Annotated in this window: 17 protein-coding genes; 8 read left to right on the top strand and 9 right to left on the bottom strand. The window is 71.3% G+C overall.

Features of this window, described 5'->3' with window-relative positions; genetic code table 11:
• Positions 1-22: 22 nt before the first annotated feature.
• From AQJ64_RS39325 to AQJ64_RS39285, 9 genes are all read right to left on the bottom strand, one after another.
• On the bottom strand, positions 23-964 hold the full coding sequence (locus AQJ64_RS39325) for a M28 family metallopeptidase (protein WP_055633923.1): 942 nt from the start codon (positions 962-964) through the stop codon (positions 23-25).
• 154 nt (positions 965-1,118) lie between these two features.
• Entirely contained in the window at positions 1,119-1,589 is a 471-nt protein-coding gene (locus AQJ64_RS39320; RefSeq protein WP_055633924.1) for a VOC family protein, read from the bottom strand.
• Positions 1,590-1,649: 60 nt separating this feature from the next.
• Complete coding sequence (gene rarD, locus AQJ64_RS39315) at positions 1,650-2,600, bottom strand: EamA family transporter RarD (RefSeq protein ID WP_055633925.1); 951 nt, start codon at positions 2,598-2,600, stop codon at positions 1,650-1,652.
• A 144-nt stretch (positions 2,601-2,744) separates the two neighbouring features.
• Complete coding sequence (locus AQJ64_RS39310; RefSeq protein WP_055633926.1) at positions 2,745-3,599, bottom strand: SDR family oxidoreductase; 855 nt, start codon at positions 3,597-3,599, stop codon at positions 2,745-2,747.
• 141 nt (positions 3,600-3,740) lie between these two features.
• Positions 3,741-4,793: a 2-oxoacid:ferredoxin oxidoreductase subunit beta gene (locus AQJ64_RS39305; RefSeq protein ID WP_055633927.1), complete on the bottom strand. Its 1,053-nt coding sequence runs from the start codon at positions 4,791-4,793 to the stop codon at positions 3,741-3,743.
• Complete coding sequence (locus tag AQJ64_RS39300) at positions 4,783-6,735, bottom strand: 2-oxoacid:acceptor oxidoreductase subunit alpha (RefSeq protein ID WP_055633928.1); 1,953 nt, start codon at positions 6,733-6,735, stop codon at positions 4,783-4,785. Before AQJ64_RS39300 ends, AQJ64_RS39305 begins: the two co-directional genes overlap by 11 nt.
• Before the next feature lie 273 nt (positions 6,736-7,008).
• Positions 7,009-7,680 carry a response regulator transcription factor gene (locus AQJ64_RS39295; protein WP_055633929.1) on the bottom strand — a complete coding sequence of 224 codons (672 nt, stop codon included), beginning with the start codon at positions 7,678-7,680 and terminating at the stop codon, positions 7,009-7,011.
• A 189-nt stretch (positions 7,681-7,869) separates the two neighbouring features.
• On the bottom strand, positions 7,870-9,315 hold the full coding sequence (locus AQJ64_RS39290; RefSeq protein WP_079062202.1) for a sensor histidine kinase: 1,446 nt from the start codon (positions 9,313-9,315) through the stop codon (positions 7,870-7,872).
• Between the two features lie 109 nt (positions 9,316-9,424).
• Positions 9,425-10,681: a sensor histidine kinase gene (locus AQJ64_RS39285; RefSeq protein ID WP_079062201.1), complete on the bottom strand. Its 1,257-nt coding sequence runs from the start codon at positions 10,679-10,681 to the stop codon at positions 9,425-9,427.
• Positions 10,682-10,889: 208 nt separating this feature from the next.
• On the opposite strand from AQJ64_RS39285, the gene AQJ64_RS39280 reads away from it, so the two are divergent.
• Genes AQJ64_RS39280 through AQJ64_RS39245 form a run of 8 tightly spaced genes read left to right on the top strand, consistent with a single transcriptional unit; the run spans position 10,890 to position 17,812 of the window.
• Positions 10,890-11,285 carry an NADH-quinone oxidoreductase subunit A gene (locus AQJ64_RS39280; RefSeq protein WP_055637671.1) on the top strand — a complete coding sequence of 132 codons (396 nt, stop codon included), beginning with the start codon at positions 10,890-10,892 and terminating at the stop codon, positions 11,283-11,285.
• Positions 11,276-11,899, top strand: coding sequence for an NADH-quinone oxidoreductase subunit B (locus tag AQJ64_RS39275; protein WP_055637670.1), 624 nt, complete (start codon positions 11,276-11,278; stop codon positions 11,897-11,899). The genes AQJ64_RS39280 and AQJ64_RS39275 overlap by 10 nt, the downstream gene beginning before the upstream one ends.
• On the top strand, positions 11,896-13,278 hold the full coding sequence (locus AQJ64_RS39270; protein WP_059203417.1) for an NADH-quinone oxidoreductase subunit C: 1,383 nt from the start codon (positions 11,896-11,898) through the stop codon (positions 13,276-13,278). Before AQJ64_RS39275 ends, AQJ64_RS39270 begins: the two co-directional genes overlap by 4 nt.
• Positions 13,275-14,243 carry a complex I subunit 1/NuoH family protein gene (locus AQJ64_RS39265; protein ID WP_055636314.1) on the top strand — a complete coding sequence of 323 codons (969 nt, stop codon included), beginning with the start codon at positions 13,275-13,277 and terminating at the stop codon, positions 14,241-14,243. The genes AQJ64_RS39270 and AQJ64_RS39265 overlap by 4 nt, the downstream gene beginning before the upstream one ends.
• Positions 14,243-14,803, top strand: a complete 561-nt coding sequence (locus AQJ64_RS39260; RefSeq protein ID WP_055636313.1) for a NuoI/complex I 23 kDa subunit family protein — start codon at positions 14,243-14,245, stop codon at positions 14,801-14,803. Before AQJ64_RS39265 ends, AQJ64_RS39260 begins: the two co-directional genes overlap by 1 nt.
• Entirely contained in the window at positions 14,800-15,444 is a 645-nt protein-coding gene (locus tag AQJ64_RS39255) for an NADH-quinone oxidoreductase subunit J family protein (RefSeq protein ID WP_055638282.1), read from the top strand. The genes AQJ64_RS39260 and AQJ64_RS39255 overlap by 4 nt, the downstream gene beginning before the upstream one ends.
• On the top strand, positions 15,444-15,821 hold the full coding sequence (gene nuoK / locus AQJ64_RS39250) for an NADH-quinone oxidoreductase subunit NuoK (RefSeq protein WP_055638283.1): 378 nt from the start codon (positions 15,444-15,446) through the stop codon (positions 15,819-15,821). Before AQJ64_RS39255 ends, nuoK begins: the two co-directional genes overlap by 1 nt.
• On the top strand, positions 15,818-17,812 hold the full coding sequence (locus AQJ64_RS39245) for an NADH-quinone oxidoreductase subunit 5 family protein (protein ID WP_055638284.1): 1,995 nt from the start codon (positions 15,818-15,820) through the stop codon (positions 17,810-17,812). Before nuoK ends, AQJ64_RS39245 begins: the two co-directional genes overlap by 4 nt.
• Positions 17,813-17,815: the final 3 nt, after the last annotated feature.

The raw sequence follows: 17,815 nt of genomic DNA, 5'->3' as shown, positions 1-17,815 counted from the left end.
GGGCCGGGCGCGCCGGGCCGGGTCAGGAGGACAAGGTCCACACGGCGTACGCGAGCGCGTCCGCGTTGCGGTTCAGGGCGGTGTCGTTGATGTTGGCGGTGGTGTCGCAGGAGGAGTGGTAGCAGCGGTCGAAGGCCTGCCCGGCCGTACCGCCCCACTTGGCCGCCTGCGCCGCCGTCTTGATGTAGTCGGCGCCGCTGAACAGACCTCCCACCGGGACGCCCGCGTTCTTGAAGGGCGCGTGGTCGGAGCGGCCGTCGCCCTCGGTCTCGATCTCCGTCGCGACGCCGAGGCCGGCGAAGTAGTCCTTGAAGGTCTTCTCGATGGTCGGGTCGTCGTCGTAGACGAAGTAGCCGGGGTTCGGCGAGCCGACCATGTCGAAGTTGAGGTAGCCGCTGATGCGGGCGCGGTTCGCGGAGGAGAGGTTGTTGACGTAGTAACGCGAGCCGACCATGCCCAGCTCCTCGGCGCCCCACCAGGCGAACCGCAGATGCCGGGTGGGCCGGTAGGCGGCCCGGGACACGGCGAGGGCGGTCTCCAGGACGGCCGCCGAACCGGAGCCGTTGTCGTTGATGCCCGCGCCCGCGGTGACGCTGTCGAGGTGGGAACCGGCCATGATGACCTGGTCGGTGTTGCCGCCGGGCCAGTCGGCGATCAGGTTGTAGCCGGTGCGGCCGGAGGACGTGAACTGCTGGATGGTGGTGGTGTACCCGGCGGCGTCCAGTGTGGCCTTCACATAGTCGAGCGAGGCCTTGTAGCCGGCCCGGCCGTGGGCGCGGTTGCCGCCGTTGGCGGTGGCGATGGACTGCAACTGGGCGAGGTGGGCCTTGACGTTCGCCACGGGGATGTCGGGGGCGGCGGCCAGGGGTGCGGGCGCCGCGCCGGCTATCGCTCCGCCAGTCAGGAGCATGACAATCGAGCAGGCGCAGGCGGCCGCCGTACGCCCGGGAACCGAGAGCTTCATGTGGGGGGCTCCGAATTCCGCGGGAATCAAAGGGATTCCACAGTGAATGGGGTTCCAGGATGGTGAACGCTCCGCCAACGGCACGTCAAGAGCGCTATCAGGACAGGAGGTTCACATTCCGGACGGTTCCGCGGAATACCCAGCCCCGGCGCGCCTAGTGCACGCAGAACTCGTTGCCCTCGGGATCCGCCATCACCACCCACTCCCCGGACGGTTCCCTCACCTCCCGCAGCACACTCGCCCCCAGCGCCCGCAGCCGCTCCACCTCGTCGGCCCGCCGCCCCGCACCGGGGTGCAGATCCAGATGCAGCCGGTTCTTCACCGTCTTCGCCTCCGGCACCCGCTGGAACAGCAGCCGCCGCCCCAGCCCGGTCCCGCTGTCCGCGTCGAACGGGTCCTCCGGATGGCGTACGGCGATCAGGTCCCGGAAGGCAGGACGGCCGTGGAACTCCACGGCTGCCGCCCCCGGCAGCGCACCGGCCGCCAGCAGCCGCTCGATCAGCGCGCTGTTGTCCTCCACCGCGTAGTGCAGCGCACCGGCCCAGAAGTCGGCCTGGGTATGCGGATCGGCGGCGTCGACGACGAGCTTCCAGTGGACGGGTGTGGGCGCGGGTGTCCGACTCATGCGACCCACTTAACCAGCCGCCACTGACAATCGGCCGGAGGCGGGCACCACCGGCCCCGGTCACACATCCACTGCGGCCGACGGCACCTGAGGGACCTGCGGCACCTCGGCCGACGTCTTCGGCCGCCGCGCGGAGCGCCACGCGTCGGCGGTCAGCAGCACCAGCGCCAGCCACACCAGCCCGAACCCGGCCCACCGCTCGGCCGGCATCTCCTCGCCGAAGTAGACGACCCCGAGCAGGAACTGGAACACCGGTGCCAGATACTGCAGCAGCCCCAGCGTGGACAGCGGCACCCGGATGGCGGCGGCCCCGAAACACACCAGGGGCAGCGCGGTGACCACACCGGTCGAGGCCAGCAGGGCCGCGTGACCGGCGCCCTCGGAGGCGAAGGTGGCGCCGCCGTGCGCCGACAGCCACAGCAGATAGGCCAGCGCGGGCAGGAACTGGATCGCGGTCTCCGCGGCCAGCGACTCCACCCCGCCGAGGTTGACCTTCTTCTTCACGAGGCCGTATGTGGCGAAGGAGAACGCCAGACACAGGGAGATCCACGGCGGACGGCCGTAGCCCACGGTCAGCACCAGCACCGCGGCCAGACCGACGCCGACCGCCGCCCACTGCACCGGCCGCAGCCGTTCCTTCAGGATCAGCACGCCCATCGCGATGGTGACCAGCGGGTTGATGAAGTACCCGAGGGAGGCCTCCACCACGTGCCCCGAGTTGACGGCCCAGATGTAGACGCCCCAGTTCACGGTGATGACGGCCGCGGCGATCACCACCAGCCCGAGCCGGCGCGGCTGCCGCAGCAGCTCCCCGGCCCACGCCCAGCGCCGTACGACGAGCAGGGCCGCGGCGACGAAGAAGAGGGACCACACCATGCGGTGGGCGAGGATCTCCACCGCCCCGGCGGGCTTGAGCAGGGGCCAGAACAGGGGGACCAGCCCCCACATCCCGTACGCCGCGAAGCCGTTCAGCAGACCTATCCGGCCCTCACCCTTCGACGACCCGGCCACGGGCGCCCCTCCTTCTCGCGTCCTGGCGCACCTTCACGCACGCGTGCACGAAGGTAACGCCGAACACCCCCGTCCGTCATGCCCGTATCGCCATACGGTCATGACAGGCGGAGGTGAGGAGGTCCCGAGGCCGTGCGGTGCGGGTCAGCCCTTGAGCGCGGCCGTGATCGCCTCGGCGAACGGGGTGGTCGGGCGGCCCGCCAGACGCGAGAGGTCGCCGCTGTCGACCACCAGCTCGCCCTTCTCGATCGACGCGTCCACGCCGGCCAGGGTCGCGGCGAACGGCTCGGGCAGCCCCGCGCCGGTCAGGATGCCGACGAGCACCTCGGCGGGCACCGCGTTGTAGACGATCTCCTTGCCGGTCTGCCGGCTCAGCTCGGCCGCGTACTCGGCGAAGCCCCACGCCTCGTCGCCGCCCAGCTCGTACGTCTTGTTCTCGTGGCCCTCGCCCGTCAGCACGGCGACGGCGGCGGCCGCGTAGTCCGCGCGGGAGGCGGAGGACACCCGGCCCTCACCGGCGGCCGCGACGACCGCGTTGTGCTCCAGGACCGGGGCGAGCTGCTCGGTGTAGTTCTCGTGGTACCAGCCGTTGCGCAGCAGCACGTACGGCACGCCCGAGGAGGTCAGCGCCGCCTCGGTGGCACGGTGGTCGTCGGCCAGCGCGGCGCTCAGCGTGCCCGACGCGCTCGTGTACGCCAGCAGCGCGACCCCGGCGGCCTTCGCCCGGTCGATGACGACCTGGTGCTGCGCGGGGCGGCCCTTGTCGAACTCGTTGCCCGAGATCAGCAGCACCTTGTCGCCGGCCGCGAACAGGCCGTCGAAGGTCTCGGGGGTGTTGTAGTCGGCGACCGCGAGCTTCACGCCGCGCGCGGCGAAGTCGGCGGCCTTGGCCTCGTCGCGCACGACGGCCGTGATCTGCTCCGCCGGAACCTTCTCCAGCAACTGCTCCACGACGTGACGGCCGAGCTTTCCGGTGGCTCCGGTGACGACGATGCTCATGGCTCAGAACTCCTAGGGGGGTAGCGGGTCTGCCACCCACCCTAGGAGGAGCGCTAACTGAGCGAAAGTACCCACTTCAAAGTAAGGTACTGGTGTCAGGGTAAGTGCCCCTGACCTGTGGTGATCGCTCTCGGCGGTTGCTCAGCCGACGACCGTCCAGGTGTCCCCGCCCGCCAGCAGCGCGGCCAGGTCGCCCTTGCCGTGCTGCTCGACGGCCGTGTCGAGCTGCTCGGCCATCTGGGTGTCGTAGACCGGCCGCTCGACGGAGCGCAGCACACCGATCGGGGTGTTGTACAGGGTGTCGGGGTCGGCGAGCCGGGAGAGCGCGAAGGCGGTGGTCGGGGAGGCCGCGTGCGCGTCGTGGACCAGGATGTCCCCCTCGTTCTCCGGTGTCACGGCGACGACCCGCAGATCGCCGGTCGCCGCGTCCCGTACGACGCCCTTGCCGCCCTCGGCCCCGAACCGGATCGGCTGCCCGTGCTCCAGCCGGATCACGGCCTCCTCGGCCTGCTGCTTGTCCTTGACCGCGTCGAAGGCGCCGTCGTTGAAGATGTTGCAGTTCTGGTAGATCTCGATCAGCGCCGTGCCCGGGTGCGCGGCGGCCTGCCGGAGCACCTCCGTCAGATGCTTGCGGTCGGAGTCGATGGTGCGGGCGACGAACGAGGCCTCGGCGCCGAGGGCCAGGGAGACCGGGTTGAAGGGGGCGTCCAGCGACCCCATCGGCGTCGACTTGGTGATCTTGCCGACCTCGGAGGTGGGGGAGTACTGGCCCTTCGTGAGCCCGTAGATCCGGTTGTTGAAGAGGAGGATCTTGAGGTTGACGTTGCGGCGCAGGGCGTGGATGAGGTGGTTGCCGCCGATGGACAGCGCGTCCCCGTCACCCGTCACCACCCAGACGCTCAGATCGCGGCGGCTGGCGGCGAGCCCGGTCGCGATCGCCGGGGCCCGGCCGTGGATGGAGTGCATGCCGTACGTGTTCATGTAGTACGGGAAGCGCGAGGAGCAGCCGATGCCGGAGACGAAGACGATGTTCTCCCTGGCCAGCCCCAGTTCCGGCATGAACCCCTGGACCGCGGCGAGGATCGCGTAGTCGCCGCAGCCCGGGCACCAGCGCACCTCCTGGTCCGACTTGAAGTCCTTCATGGACTGCCGGCCTTCGGCCTTGGGCACGAGGTGGAGTGGCTCAGTGGTCATGGATGGCCTCCTTGAGCGCCGCGGCGAGCTGCTCCGCCTTGAACGGCATGCCGTTCACCTGGTTGTAGGAGTGGGCGTCGACCAGATACCTCGCCCGGATGAGGGTGGCGAGCTGGCCGAGGTTCATCTCGGGGACGACGACCCTGTCGTAGGCCCCCAGCACCTCGCCCAGATTGCGCGGGAAGGGGTTCAGGTGCCGCAGATGGGCCTGCGCGACCGCTTCCCCGGCCGCCCGCAGCCGTCGTACGGCCGCGGTGATCGGCCCGTACGTCGACCCCCAGCCCAGAACCAGGGTTCTCGCCCCGTCCGGATCGTCGACCCGCAGGTCGGGGACCTCGATGCCGTCGATCTTGGCCTGGCGGGTGCGGACCATCAGGTCGTGGTTGGCGGGGTCGTAGGAGATGTTCCCGGTGCCGTCCTGCTTCTCGATGCCGCCGATGCGGTGTTCGAGGCCCGGGGTGCCCGGGATCGCCCACGGCCGGGCGAGGGTCTGCGGATCCCGCTTGTACGGCCAGAAGACCTCGGTGCCGTCGTCCAGGGTGTGGTTCGGGCCCGAGGCGAACTGCACCCGCAGATCCGGCAGCTCGTCCAGCTCGGGGATGCGCCAGGGTTCGGAGCCGTTGGCGAGGTAGCCGTCGGAGAGCAGGAAGACGGGGGTGCGGTAGGCCAGGGCGATCCGCGCGGCCTCCAGGGCGGCGTCGAAGCAGTCGGCGGGCGTGCAGGGAGCGACGATCGGCACCGGGGCCTCGCCGTTGCGCCCGAACATCGCCTGGAGCAGGTCGGCCTGCTCGGTCTTGGTCGGCAGCCCGGTCGACGGACCCCCGCGCTGGATGTCGACGACCAGCAGCGGCAGCTCCAGCGAGACCGCGAGCCCGATGGTCTCCGACTTCAGCGCCACACCCGGCCCGGAGGTGGTGGTGACCGCGAGGGACCCCCCGAAGGCCGCCCCCAGCGCGGCGCCGATGCCGGCGATCTCGTCCTCGGCCTGGAAGGTGCGCACACCGAAGTTCTTGTGCCGGCTCAGCTCGTGCAGGATGTCCGAGGCCGGGGTGATCGGGTACGACCCCAGGAACAGCGGCAGATCGGCCTGCCGGGAGGCGGTGACCAGCCCGTAGGCGAGCGCCAGGTTCCCGGAGATGTTCCGGTAGGTCCCGACGGGAAAGGCCTTCGCCGCCGGGGCCACCTCGTAGGAGACGGCGAAGTCCTCGGTCGTCTCGCCGAAGTTCCAGCCGGCCCGGAAGGCGGCGATGTTGGCGGCCGCGATGTCCGGCTTCCTGGCGAACTTGGACTTGAGGAACTTCTCGGTGCCCTCGGTGGGGCGGTGGTACATCCATGACAGGAGGCCGAGCGCGAACATGTTCTTGCTGCGCTCGGCCTCCTTGCGGGTGAGGTCGAATTCCTTGAGTGCCTCGACGGTCAGGGTGGTCAGCGGGACCGGGTGGAGCTGGTAGCCGTCGAGGGAGCCGTCCTCCAGCGGCGAGGCCGCGTACCCCACTTTCTGCATGGCGCGTTTGGTGAACTCGTCGGTGTTGACGATGATCTCCGCGCCGCGGGGCACATCCCCGATGTTGGCTTTCAGGGCCGCCGGATTCATCGCGACCAGCACATTGGGTGCATCGCCCGGCGTGAGGATGTCGTGGTCGGCGAAGTGCAGCTGGAACGAGGAGACGCCGGGGAGAGTGCCGGCGGGCGCGCGGATCTCGGCCGGGAAGTTCGGCAGGGTGGACAGATCGTTGCCGAACGAGGCCGTCTCGGAGGTGAAACGGTCACCGGTGAGCTGCATACCGTCACCCGAGTCGCCCGCGAACCTGATGATCACCCGGTCGAGACGGCGTACGTCCTTCGCCGTCGCGTCCGGTTTGCGCTGTTCTCCCACGACGGTCCCGTCGGCCTGCTCGGCCTGCCCGGTCTGTCCCGTTGCGCTGCTGACCCGACTGGTCACTGAACTGGACCTCCCTCGAGGTGGCTGTCCCGGAGGGGTCTTCCCGAAGGCCCCCCTGGATCAACCCTACGTCTGTAAGGGTCACCTTCCCTCGGCCGTTCGTATGACGGTCACTGCCCTGAGACGGCCCGGCACCCCGACTTGTCATGATTTCCCGCCCCACGGTGTCGCCCTGGTAGACGCACCGTCCGAGTTCCCCGGTTCACGTGAGGAACGACGTCCGGCACGGCTCCGATCACCGCCGGGTCACCGTCGAGCCACAGTGTCACTCCGTCATGAATTGAGGTAGGTGAGTACCGCAAGAACCCGACGGTGATCCCCGTCACTGGGCGAGAGTCCGAGCTTCAGGAAGATATTGCTGACGTGCTTCTCGACGGCCCCGTCGCTGACGACCAGCTGACGGGCGACGGCGGAGTTGGTCCGCCCCTCGGCCATCAGCCCCAGCACCTCCCGCTCCCGAGGAGTGAGACCCGCGAGCACATCCTGCTGACGACTGCGCCCCAGCAACTGCGCGACGACCTCCGGATCGAGCGCGGTCCCCCCGGAAGCCACCCGCACCACGGCGTCCACGAACTCCCGCACCTCGGCGACCCGGTCCTTGAGCAGATACCCCACACCACGACTGGAACCGGCCAGCAGTTCGGTGGCGTACCTTTCCTCCACGTACTGTGACAGCACCAGCACACCGAGCCCCGGATGCTCCTTGCGCAGCTCCACGGCGGCCCGCACCCCCTCGTCGGTGTGCGTGGGCGGCATCCGCACATCGGCGACGACGACATCGGGCAGCGCCCCCTCGTCGTGCAGCTCGGTGATCGTCTTGAGCAGCGCCTCGGCGTCCCCGACCCCGGCCACGACCTCATGCCCCCGGTCGGTGAGCAACCGGGTCAGCCCCTCCCGCAACAGCACCGAATCCTCGGCGATGACCACCCGCACCCTGTCCTCCACGCTCCCGGCCCCCCAGCCGTCCACCCGTCAAGTCGAACACCTCCAGCATTCCAGCAAAGAGGCGTCCCGCACCTGGCAATGGCCCGACGGCGGGGGAGGACGGCGCGAAGGGGGTGGGGGGCGGCGAGAAACGGTGGGCCGGATGGCGGCGCGACGTCGCGGAGATCCATCAGAAGGGCCCCGGAACCCTCAGGCCCGCCAGGGCAGCTCCGCCACCGCCCGTGTGGGCCCGCCCACCGGCGAATCCACCACCAGCACCCCGTCCACCGCGTCCAACCGCTCCGCCAGCCCCGCCAGCCCCGACCCCCCGGACACCTCCGCACCCCCCACCCCGTCATCCACCACCTGCACCATCAACCGCTCATCCACCCGCCACACCTCCACCGAAGCCGCCCGGGCCCCACTGTGCTTGCTCACGTTCTGGAGCAACTCCGACACGGTGAAATAGGCGATCCCCTCGATCGCGGCCACCGGCCGTGCCGCCCCCAGATCCACCTCCACCCGCACCGGCACCGTGCACCGCGAGGCCACCGCCGACAACGCCGCGTCCAGCCCCCGGTCCGTCAGCACCGCCGGATGAATCCCCCGCGCCAGATCCCGCAGCTCCTGAAGCGCCGTCTTCACCTCACCGTGCGCCTCGCCCACCATCCGCGCCGCCGCCTGCGGATCCTCCCGCAGCTTCTCCTTCGCCAGCCCCAGATCCATCGCCAGCGCCACCAGCCGCGCCTGCGCCCCGTCGTGCAGATCCCGCTCGATCCGCCGCAGATCCGCCGCCGCCGTGTCCACCACGACCCCCCGGTCCGACTCCAGCTCCACCACCCGCGACGCCAGCCGCGACGGCCCGAGCAGCCCGTGCACCAGCAGCCGGTCCACCGTCGTCAGCGCCCGCACGATCCACGGCGTCGCCAGGGTGACGAGCAGCCCCACCGACGCCGTGACGGTGATCTCGAAGGGGTTGTCCAGATACACCTGGTGGTGCGCGTCGCCGTACAGCTGAAGCCCGCCCTGCCCGCCGTACATCGGGAACAGCCAGAACCACAGCGGATACGTCAGCATCGTCCAGCCGAACGCCCACACGGTGACCGTCACGCAGAACGAGAACACCGCCCACGGGAACCGCACCAGCACGAACAGCGCGTGCCGCCACGACGTGCCGCTCTTCAGCACGGCACCCATCCACGCCAGCAGCCCGGCACGCCCGTCCCGCCCCCGCACCCGCAACGGCTCCGGATCCCGCACCTGAAGCCCCAGCAGCCCCCGCGCCCGCGCCCGCTCCAGCGCCCCGAAGCCCCGGCAGGCCGCCAGCCCCGCCGCCAGCACCGGGATGCCGAGGAACGTCACCAGCAGCCCCGCCCCGACCGACAGCATGGTCACGGTGAAGACGAACAGCGTGACGCTCAGCGGAAAACCGAGCAGCACATAGGCCAGCTCCCGCCAGTGCCGCCCGCTGACCGGCTCGCACAGCGCGGCCGGCAACCGACGCCGCCGGACCCCATGACCCCCGTGATCTCCGTACGTCCCGTACGTCCCGTGCGACCCGTACGTCCCGTACGGCCCCTCGTGCTCCGCGTCGTGCCCATCGCCGTACGACTCGTAGGGCTCGTAGGGCTCGTAGTGTTCATACCGCGTGGCCATCGGCGCCGTCCGTTCCGCTCGTCTCCACCCGCTCCGCTCATCGCGCAGCTTCTGTGCCCTGTCTCCACCCTCCCCGGCACCGCCCCTGGGGGCCATGGAGTCCGTCGGCCTATGGAACGGGGGGTTTTCCCCACCCCTCCGGCTGCCGCTCCCGCCAGGGCAGCTCCGCCGTCACCGTCGTCGGCCCCCCGACCGGCGACTCCACCACGAACACCCCGTCCACGGCGTCCAGCCGTTCCGCGAGCCCCCGCATCCCCGTCCCCGCGTCGAGCCGCGCACCGCCCCGGCCGTCGTCCCCGACCTGGATGAGCAGCCGCTCGTCCGTCCGCCACACGTCTACCGACGCCGACCGGGCCCCGCTGTGCTTGCTGATGTTCTGCAACAGCTCCGAGACGGTGAAGTAGGCGATCCCCTCGATGGCCTGCGCAGGTCTGGACGCCAGATCGACGGTCACCTTCACCGGCACCGTGCACCGTGAGGCCACCGCGGACAGCGCCGCGTCCAGCCCGCGGTCGGTCAGCACGGCCGGATGGATGCCCCGCGCCAGATCCCGCAGCTCCTGGAGCGCGAGCTTCACCTCGCCGTGCGCCTCCTCGACCATCGCCGCCACCACGTCGTCGGCCCGCCCCTCCTGGAGCTTCTCCTTCGCCAGCCCCAGCCCCATCGCCAGATTGACCAGCCGCGCCTGCGCCCCGTCGTGCAGATCCCGCTCGATCCGCCGCAGATCCGCCGCCGCCGTGTCCACCACGACCCCCCGGTCCGACTCCAGCTCCGCGATCCGCCGCTCCAGCTCGTCGGACGGCGACAGCAGCGCCCGCACCATCGCCCGGTCCACATTCGTCAGCCCCCGCGCGATGTAGGGGAGGACCGGCCACAGCACGAACAGGGCGGGCAGCACGACGGTGAAGGTGAGGATGCCCCAGGGCAGCCGGACGAAGTCGTAGAGCACCGTGCGCCAGGCCACCGGATCCTTCAGCGCCAGCCACATCCGGGCGAGCGGCCCGCCCGCCCTGCGCAACGGCAGCCGGCTCGGCTCGTCGATCCGCACCCCCAGCAGCAGCCGCGCCCGCCCCCGCTCGAACCGGCCCACCAGCCGCGCACCCGCCAGCCCGAGCGCCAGCAGCGGCAGCCCGACCACGGTGAGGGTCAGCGAGGCGCCCGTGAACAACACCGTCATCACATAGACGAACCCGAACAACGACATCGGCAGGTTCGCCAGAAGATGCGCGATCTCCTTCCACGTCTGCACATCGAGCGCCGGCCTCACCGGCGGCACCTCGTCGTCGGGCCGCCCACCCCCGAGCCGGGGGCCGTCGGGTCGGCGGTCGTCGGGTCGGCGGTCGCCGGGCTGGTGGGAAGTGGTCATATGCGTTAGCGTGCCGCGCCGCACGCCCCGGCGCCATGAGGTTCCCCGCCCCGGTTCCCTGGGGAAAACCCCCGACCCACGGCCCAAGGCGTGACGGGCTGCTTACCGTCCCTTTATCAGGGCCTAGACTCCGTGCGTACAGATCGTCGAAGTGGCCCGAGTGGCCGAAGTAGCCGAAGAGGCTGAGGTCAGGGAGCGAGGGACGGACGTGCGGGAACCGACCGTCGAGATCGCGGCGGACTACTTCCGGTCCTATTCGGTCGTCGGACTGCTCGCCGTCGTCGGCGTGCTGTTCGTGGCCGTCGCCTTCGGCGCCGGACGCCTGCTGCGCCCGGTGGTCCCGACCCCCGAGAAGCTCCTGACGTACGAGTGCGGCGTCGACCCCGTCGGCGAGGGCTGGGCCCACACCCAGGTCCGCTACTACGTGTACGCCTTCCTCTACGTCATCTTCGCCGTCGACTCGATCTTCCTGTTCCCCTGGGCGACGGTCTTCGCCGCCCCCGGCTACGGCGCCACGACCCTCGTGGAGATGTTCATCTTCCTCGGCTTCCTCGCCGTAGGCCTGCTGTACGCATACAAGAAGGGCGTCCTGACATGGACGTGACCCCAGAGGCGACCGCTTCCGCCGAAGCCACGGCCTCCGCACCCGTCCTCCTTCCGGAGCCGAAGCGCCTGGGCACCCTCGCGCGCCTCGCCCCCGAGCCGATGAAGGTCGTCCTCAACTGGGGCCGCCGCTACTCGCTCTGGGTCTTCAACTTCGGCCTCGCCTGCTGCGCCATCGAGTTCATCGCCGCGTCGATGGCCCGCCACGACTTCATCCGCCTCGGTGTCATCCCCTTCGCCCCGGGCCCCCGCCAGGCCGACCTGATGGTCGTCTCCGGCACGGTCACCGACAAGATGGCCCCCGCGGTGAAGCGCCTCTACGAGCAGATGCCCGAGCCGAAGTACGTCATCTCCTTCGGCGCGTGCAGCAACTGCGGCGGCCCCTACTGGGACTCGTACTCCGTGACGAAGGGCGTCGACCAGATCATCCCCGTCGACGTCTACGTCCCCGGCTGCCCGCCCCGCCCCGAGGCTCTCCTCCAGGGCATCCTCAAGCTCCAGGAGAAGATCGCCCGGGAGTCCCTGCACGAGCGCTACGGCACCTCCCGTCCGTCGGCCGCCGCCCTCCAGAGCGGCCTGGTGAAGCCGCCGGCCACAGAGGGGAACGCGGGATGACCACGATCGGTTGGCTGCCGACCCCCGTCGAGGACCTCTTCGGTACGGACGCCACGGCCGAGGAGTCCTACGACGTCCTGACCGTCGACGTCCCGCCCGCCTCCTGGACCGCCGCCCTGCGCACCGCCCGCGACGAACTCTCCTGCACCTACTTCGACTGGCTGAGCGCCGTCGACGAACCGGGCACCGGCTTCCGCGTCTCCGCCCATGTCGTCGCCCTCGCCCCGGTCCGCCGTCTGCTCCTGCGCACGACCGTCCCGCACGAGGCCCCGGTCCTCGCCTCCGCCGTCGACGTCTACGCGGGCGCCGGCTGGCATGAGCGCGAGACCCACGAGATGTTCGGCGTCGCCTTCGAGGGCCACCCCTTCCTGCACCACCTCCTCCTCCCCGAGACCTTCGAAGGCCACCCCCTCCGCAAGGACTTCGTCCTCGCGGCCCGCGTCGCCAAGGCCTGGCCCGGCGCCAAGGAACCGGGGGAGCCCGCGGCGGGTGCGGCGCACGGCGGCCCCAAGCGCCGCCAGATGCTGCCCCCCGGCGTCCCCGACCCGAACGACTGGGGCCCCCTCAAGGGCCAGCTCCCGCCCGCCCCGGCCCGCCCGGCCCGGGCAGCCGCCGGCCGCACCGCAGGCGACCGCCCGGCCCGCCCGGCCTCCGGCGAACGCCCGCCCCGCCGCACCCGCACAGCTGCCGAGGGCTCCGCCAGCCAGACAGCCCCGGAAGCGCCGGCCGCCCCGGAAACCGGCGCCCCTCCGGAGACGACCCCGCCCCCGTCCACGGCCCGCCGCACGAGGACCGCAAGCGGAGGCTCGGCGTCCCAGCGCACCGAGGTCACGAAGACGGCCGAAGCCGCAAAGGACGCCGAGGAGCCCCCCGGCACGTCCACCACGGCGCGAACCGACGCCCCGGCAGCAAAGCCCACCCCGGCCGGAACGGACACCCCGGCAGGCGAGGCCGCCACGGCAGGAACGCCCACGACGGCAGGAACGCCCACGACGGCAGGAGCGGCCCCGGAAGGGCAGGCTCCGGAAGCTGCAACCGCTGCAACCGCTGCAACCGCTGCAACCGCTGCAACCGCTGCAACCGCTGCAACCGCCGTAACCGCCGTAACCGCCGCAGGCACCGCCCGCGCCCCTCGCAGCTCCGACGCCCCCTGGCACCACGCCCGCCCGGCCTTCGACGAGCCGACGCCGACGCCGACGTCGCCGCAGGAGCAGGAGCAGGAGCAGGAGCAGGATCCGGAGCCGGAGCCGGAGCCGGAGCCGGAGCAGGCATCTGCCCCCGGCGCGCAGCCATCCCCCGAGGACCCCGGCCCGGTCCCGGACCCCGAGGCCGACCCCGAACCCCCCGCCCCCGAACCCCCGTCAGGAGGCCCGCGGTGAACGACGCTCTCGACGTCGCCCTGCGACTCCTGCTCGTCTTCGTCGTCTTCCTCACCTTTCCCCTGATCGTCGGTCAGACCGAGCACAAGGTCATGGCCCATATGCAGGGCCGCCTCGGTCCGATGTACGCGGGCGGCTTCCACGGCTGGGCCCAGCTCATCGCGGACGGGGTGAAGTTCGCGCAGAAGGAGGACGTGGTCCCCGCGGGCGCGGACCGCCGTATCTTCCAGCTCGCCCCCGCCGTCGCCCTCCTGCCCTACCTCCTCGTCCTGCTCGCCCTCCCGATCGGCCCCGGCGAGGGCGCCGTCGGCCAGGTCCTGGACGCGGGCGTGTTCTTCGTGCTCGCGGTGATGGGTGTCGGCGTGCTCGGCTCCCTCATGGCCGGCTGGGCCAGCGCCAACAAGTTCTCCCTCCTCGGCGGCCTGCGCACCGCCGCCCAGCTCCTCGCCTACGAACTCCCGATGCTGCTCACCGCCGCCTCGGTGGCGATGGCGGCCGGCACGGTCTCCCTGCCCGGCATCGTCGACGCCTTCGAGTGGTGGTGGCTGCCCTGGCAGATCGTCGGCGCGCTCGTGTTCTTCGTCGCCGGCCTCGCCGAACTCCAGCGTCCGCCCTTCGACATGCCCGTCGCCGACTCGGAGATCATCTTCGGCGCGTACACCGAGTACACCGGTCTGCGGTTCGCCCTGTTCCTCCTCGCCGAGTACGCCGGGATCGTCGTCCTGTGCGGCCTGACCACCGTCCTCTTCCTGGGCGGCTGGCACGGCCCCTGGGGCGCCGACGGCCTCGGCTGGGTGTGGACCCTGCTGAAGACGGCCGTCCTCGCCTTCGTCGTCATCTGGCTGCGTGTCACCTATCCCCGGCTGCGCGAGGACCAGCTCCAGAAGCTGTCCTGGACCCTCCTCGTCCCCCTTTCCCTCGCCCAGATCGCCCTCACCGGCGTCGTCAAGGTGGTGATCTCCTAGTGGCCCCCATTCCTGGCTCCGGCCTCGCCAAGGGCCTGGCCGTCACCCTGCGCACGATGACGAGGAAGTCCGTCACCGAGCAGTACCCGGACGCCCAGCCGGAGCTGCCGCCCCGCACCCGGGGTGTGATCGGTCTGTTCGAGGAGAACTGCACGGTCTGCATGCTCTGCGCCCGTGAGTGCCCCGACTGGTGCATCTACATCGACTCCCACAAGGAGACGGTCCCGCCCGCCGCCCCGGGCGGCCGTGAGCGCAGCCGCAACGTCCTCGACCGCTTCGCCATCGACTTCTCCCTGTGCATGTACTGCGGTATCTGCATCGAGGTCTGTCCTTTCGACGCCCTGTTCTGGTCCCCGGAGTTCGAGTACGCCGAGACCGACATCCGTGAGCTCACCCACGAGCGGGACAAGCTCCGCGAGTGGATGTGGACGGTCCCGGCCCCGCCCGCCCTCGACCCCGCCGCCGAGGAGCCGAAGGAGATCGCCGCCGCCCGCAAGACGGCGGAGAAGCTGGCCGCCGCCCAGGCCGAGCCCGCCGAACCGCAGGGAGGAGAGTCGTGAACCCCGCCGCCACAGCGGCCCTGGCCGCCGCGCAGCACGGCTTCCTCTCCCCGTCCGGCGTCGAGATCGCGTTCGTCCTCGTCGGCCTGGCCACCCTCGGCGCCGCCCTGGTCACCGTCACCACCCGGCAGCTGGTCCACGCCGCCCTGTGGCTGGTGGTCGCCCTCGGCGGCCTCGCCGTCGAGTACCTCCTGCTCACCGCCGAGTTCATCGCCTGGGTGCAGGTCCTCATCTACGTCGGTTCCGTCGTCGTCCTCCTTCTCTTCGGTCTGATGCTCACCAAGGCCCCCATCGGCCGCTCCCCGGACGCCGACTCCGGCAACCGCTGGGCCGCCCTGACGGTCGCCGTCGCCGCGGCCGCCGCGCTCGTCTGGGTGGTCGTCGACGCCTTCCGCACCACCTGGATCGACCTGGACGGCCCCGCCGCCGGCTCCACCGAGGTCACCGGAGCGAGCCTCTTCCAGAACTGGGTCCTCCCTTTCGAGGCGCTCTCCGTCCTCCTCCTCGCGGCCCTGGTCGGCGCGATCGTCCTGTCCCGCAAGGCGAAGGCTGAGTCGAGCTCTCCCCCTGTGAACGCCCGGAGCGTCACCAAGAGTTCCCTGGGCGTCACAGAGAGTTCCGATCGGGAAGGTGCCCGCTGATGCACCTCGCCTATCCGGCCGTCCTCGCCGCGCTCCTCTTCTGCACCGGCCTGTACGGCGTCCTCGCCCGCCGGAACGCGATCCTGGTCCTGATGTCCGTCGAGCTGATGCTCAACGCCGTCAACCTCAACCTCGTCGCCTTCGACGTCTGGCTCAGCCGGGCCGCCGAGGAGACCCTGCACTCCGGGCAGGCCCTGACCCTGTTCACCATCGCCATCGCCGCCGCCGAGATCGGCATCGGCCTGGCGATCGTCCTCGCCGTGTACCGGGCTCGCGGCACCTCGGACATCGACCGGCTCCGCGACACCGCCGAGGGCCACGAGACCGACACCTCCGAGACCGGGCCGGGCACCGAGAAGGCTGAGGCCACCGCGTGACCACGACCACCCTCGCCGTCCTCGTCCCTCTCCTGCCCTTCCTGGGCGCGGTCGCCGGACTGCTCCTCGGACGCAACGCCCCCGGGTTCGTCCGCCCCCTCGCCGTCCTGCCGACGCTCACCGCCCTCGCCCTGGCCGTCGTCGTCGCCGTACGCCAGGGCGGCGACGCCGCCCTCACCGCGGCCACCGAACTCACCCCCACCGGCTCGGTCCCGATCGAGCTCTCCCTGTACATCGACGGCTTCGCCGCCCTGGTGGCCGTCCTGGTCGGCACCGTCGCCACCTGTGTGCAGATCTACTCGACCGGCTACCTCCGCGAGGACCCGCGCTACCCCTCGTACGCCGCGCTCGTCTCCCTGTTCACCTCCGCGATGTTCCTGGTCGTCTACACCGGCGACCTGATCGTGCTGCTGGTCGGCTGGGAAGTCATGGGCATCTGCTCCTACTTCCTCGTCGGCCACTACTGGGAGACCCCGGAGGCCCGCGCCGCCTCCCTCAAGGCCTTCCTGGTCACCAAGCTCGGCGACGTCCCGTTCCTGATCGGCCTGTTCGCCCTCGCCACCGACGCCGGCTCCTTCGAGATCACGAAGGTCCTCGACGCCGTCGCCCACGGCGGCCTCGGCCACCCGACCGTCATCGCCCTGCTGCTCCTCGCGGGCGTGGCCGGCAAGTCCGCGCAGTTCCCGCTGCACACCTGGCTCCCCGACGCGATGGCCGGCCCCACCCCCGTCTCCGCGCTGATCCACGCCGCGACGATGGTCGCCGCCGGTGTCTACTTCATCGCCCGGCTCCTCCCGGTCTTCGAGGCCTCCCAGGCCGCGATGGTCGTCCTCGCCGTGATGGCCGCCGTCACCATGGTCGGCTCCGGCCTCGCGGCGCTCGCGCAGGACGACATCAAACGCGTCCTCGCCTACTCCACGATCGGCCAGCTCGGCTACATGACCGGCGCCCTCGCCGTCGGCGACCGCTCGGCCGCCGTCTTCCACCTCCTCTCGCACGGCGCCTTCAAGGCCCTGCTGTTCCTCGCGGCCGGCGTGATCATCCACGCCGCCGGCACCAACTCGCTCGCCGCCATGTCCCGGACGAGCCGGCTGCGCGAGCGCATCCCGGACGCCTACTGGACGATGACCGTGGCCCTCCTCGCGCTCGCCGCGATCCCGCCGTTCAGCGGCTTCTTCTCCAAGGAGTCCGTCCTCGGCGCCGCCGAACACGTCACCACCGGCCACACCGAGCACGCCCCCGGCGCCGCCGGCTGGCTCGTCCTCCTCGCCGGACTGATCACCGCCCTCCTCACCGCCGCCTACGCCACCCGGCTGTGGCTGCTCGCCTTCCACGGCCGGGGCGCCGAAGCCCCCGACCACGGCCGCCAGCCCCTCACCATGACCGTCGTGCTGTGGGTCCTCGCCGTCCCGTCCCTCGGCCTCGGCGCGCTCGCCTACCGCACGCTCCCCGGCTGGTTCGACGGCAACGACCTCGCCCCGACCGTCACCACCTCCGTGCTCGGCACGGGCGTGGCCCTGGCCGGCGCGCTCATCGCGTACGCCGCCTGGCGCCACCTCAGGCCCCTCGCGGCCGTCGCTCCCCTGGGCGCGGTCGCCGCACACCCCGAGGGCGACGCGGGCCAGGTCGAGGCCGAGGCCATCGCGACCCACGCGCCCGCCTACGGCGACGTGGCCTCGGCGCCCGACCCGGCCGACCCCGGGCGGCTCCTGCTCGGCCCGCTGTACCGCCACGCGGCCGTCGGCTTCCACCTCGACGCCGTGTACTCGGCGCTGTTCGTCCGCCCCGTCCAGGGCGGCGCCAGCCTCGTCCGGTTCCTCGACCGCGAGGTCGTCGACACCTACGTACGCGGCGCGGGCGCCCTGCCCCGCTGGCTCGGCGCGGCCGTACGGCGCGCCCAGACCGGCAACGTCCAGACCTATGTGAGCGCGCTGCTCGCCGGCACCGTCGTCCTGGCGGTCGCCGTCCTCCTCGTCGCCTCGGGAGCGTGAGCA

This window comes from Streptomyces griseoruber (genome assembly GCF_001514205.1).
GTDB classification, from domain to species: Bacteria; Actinomycetota; Actinomycetes; order Streptomycetales; family Streptomycetaceae; genus Streptomyces; species Streptomyces griseoruber.
The sequence above is the reverse complement of the archived record's forward strand: the minus strand, read 5'-3'. Positions and strand labels throughout refer to the sequence as shown.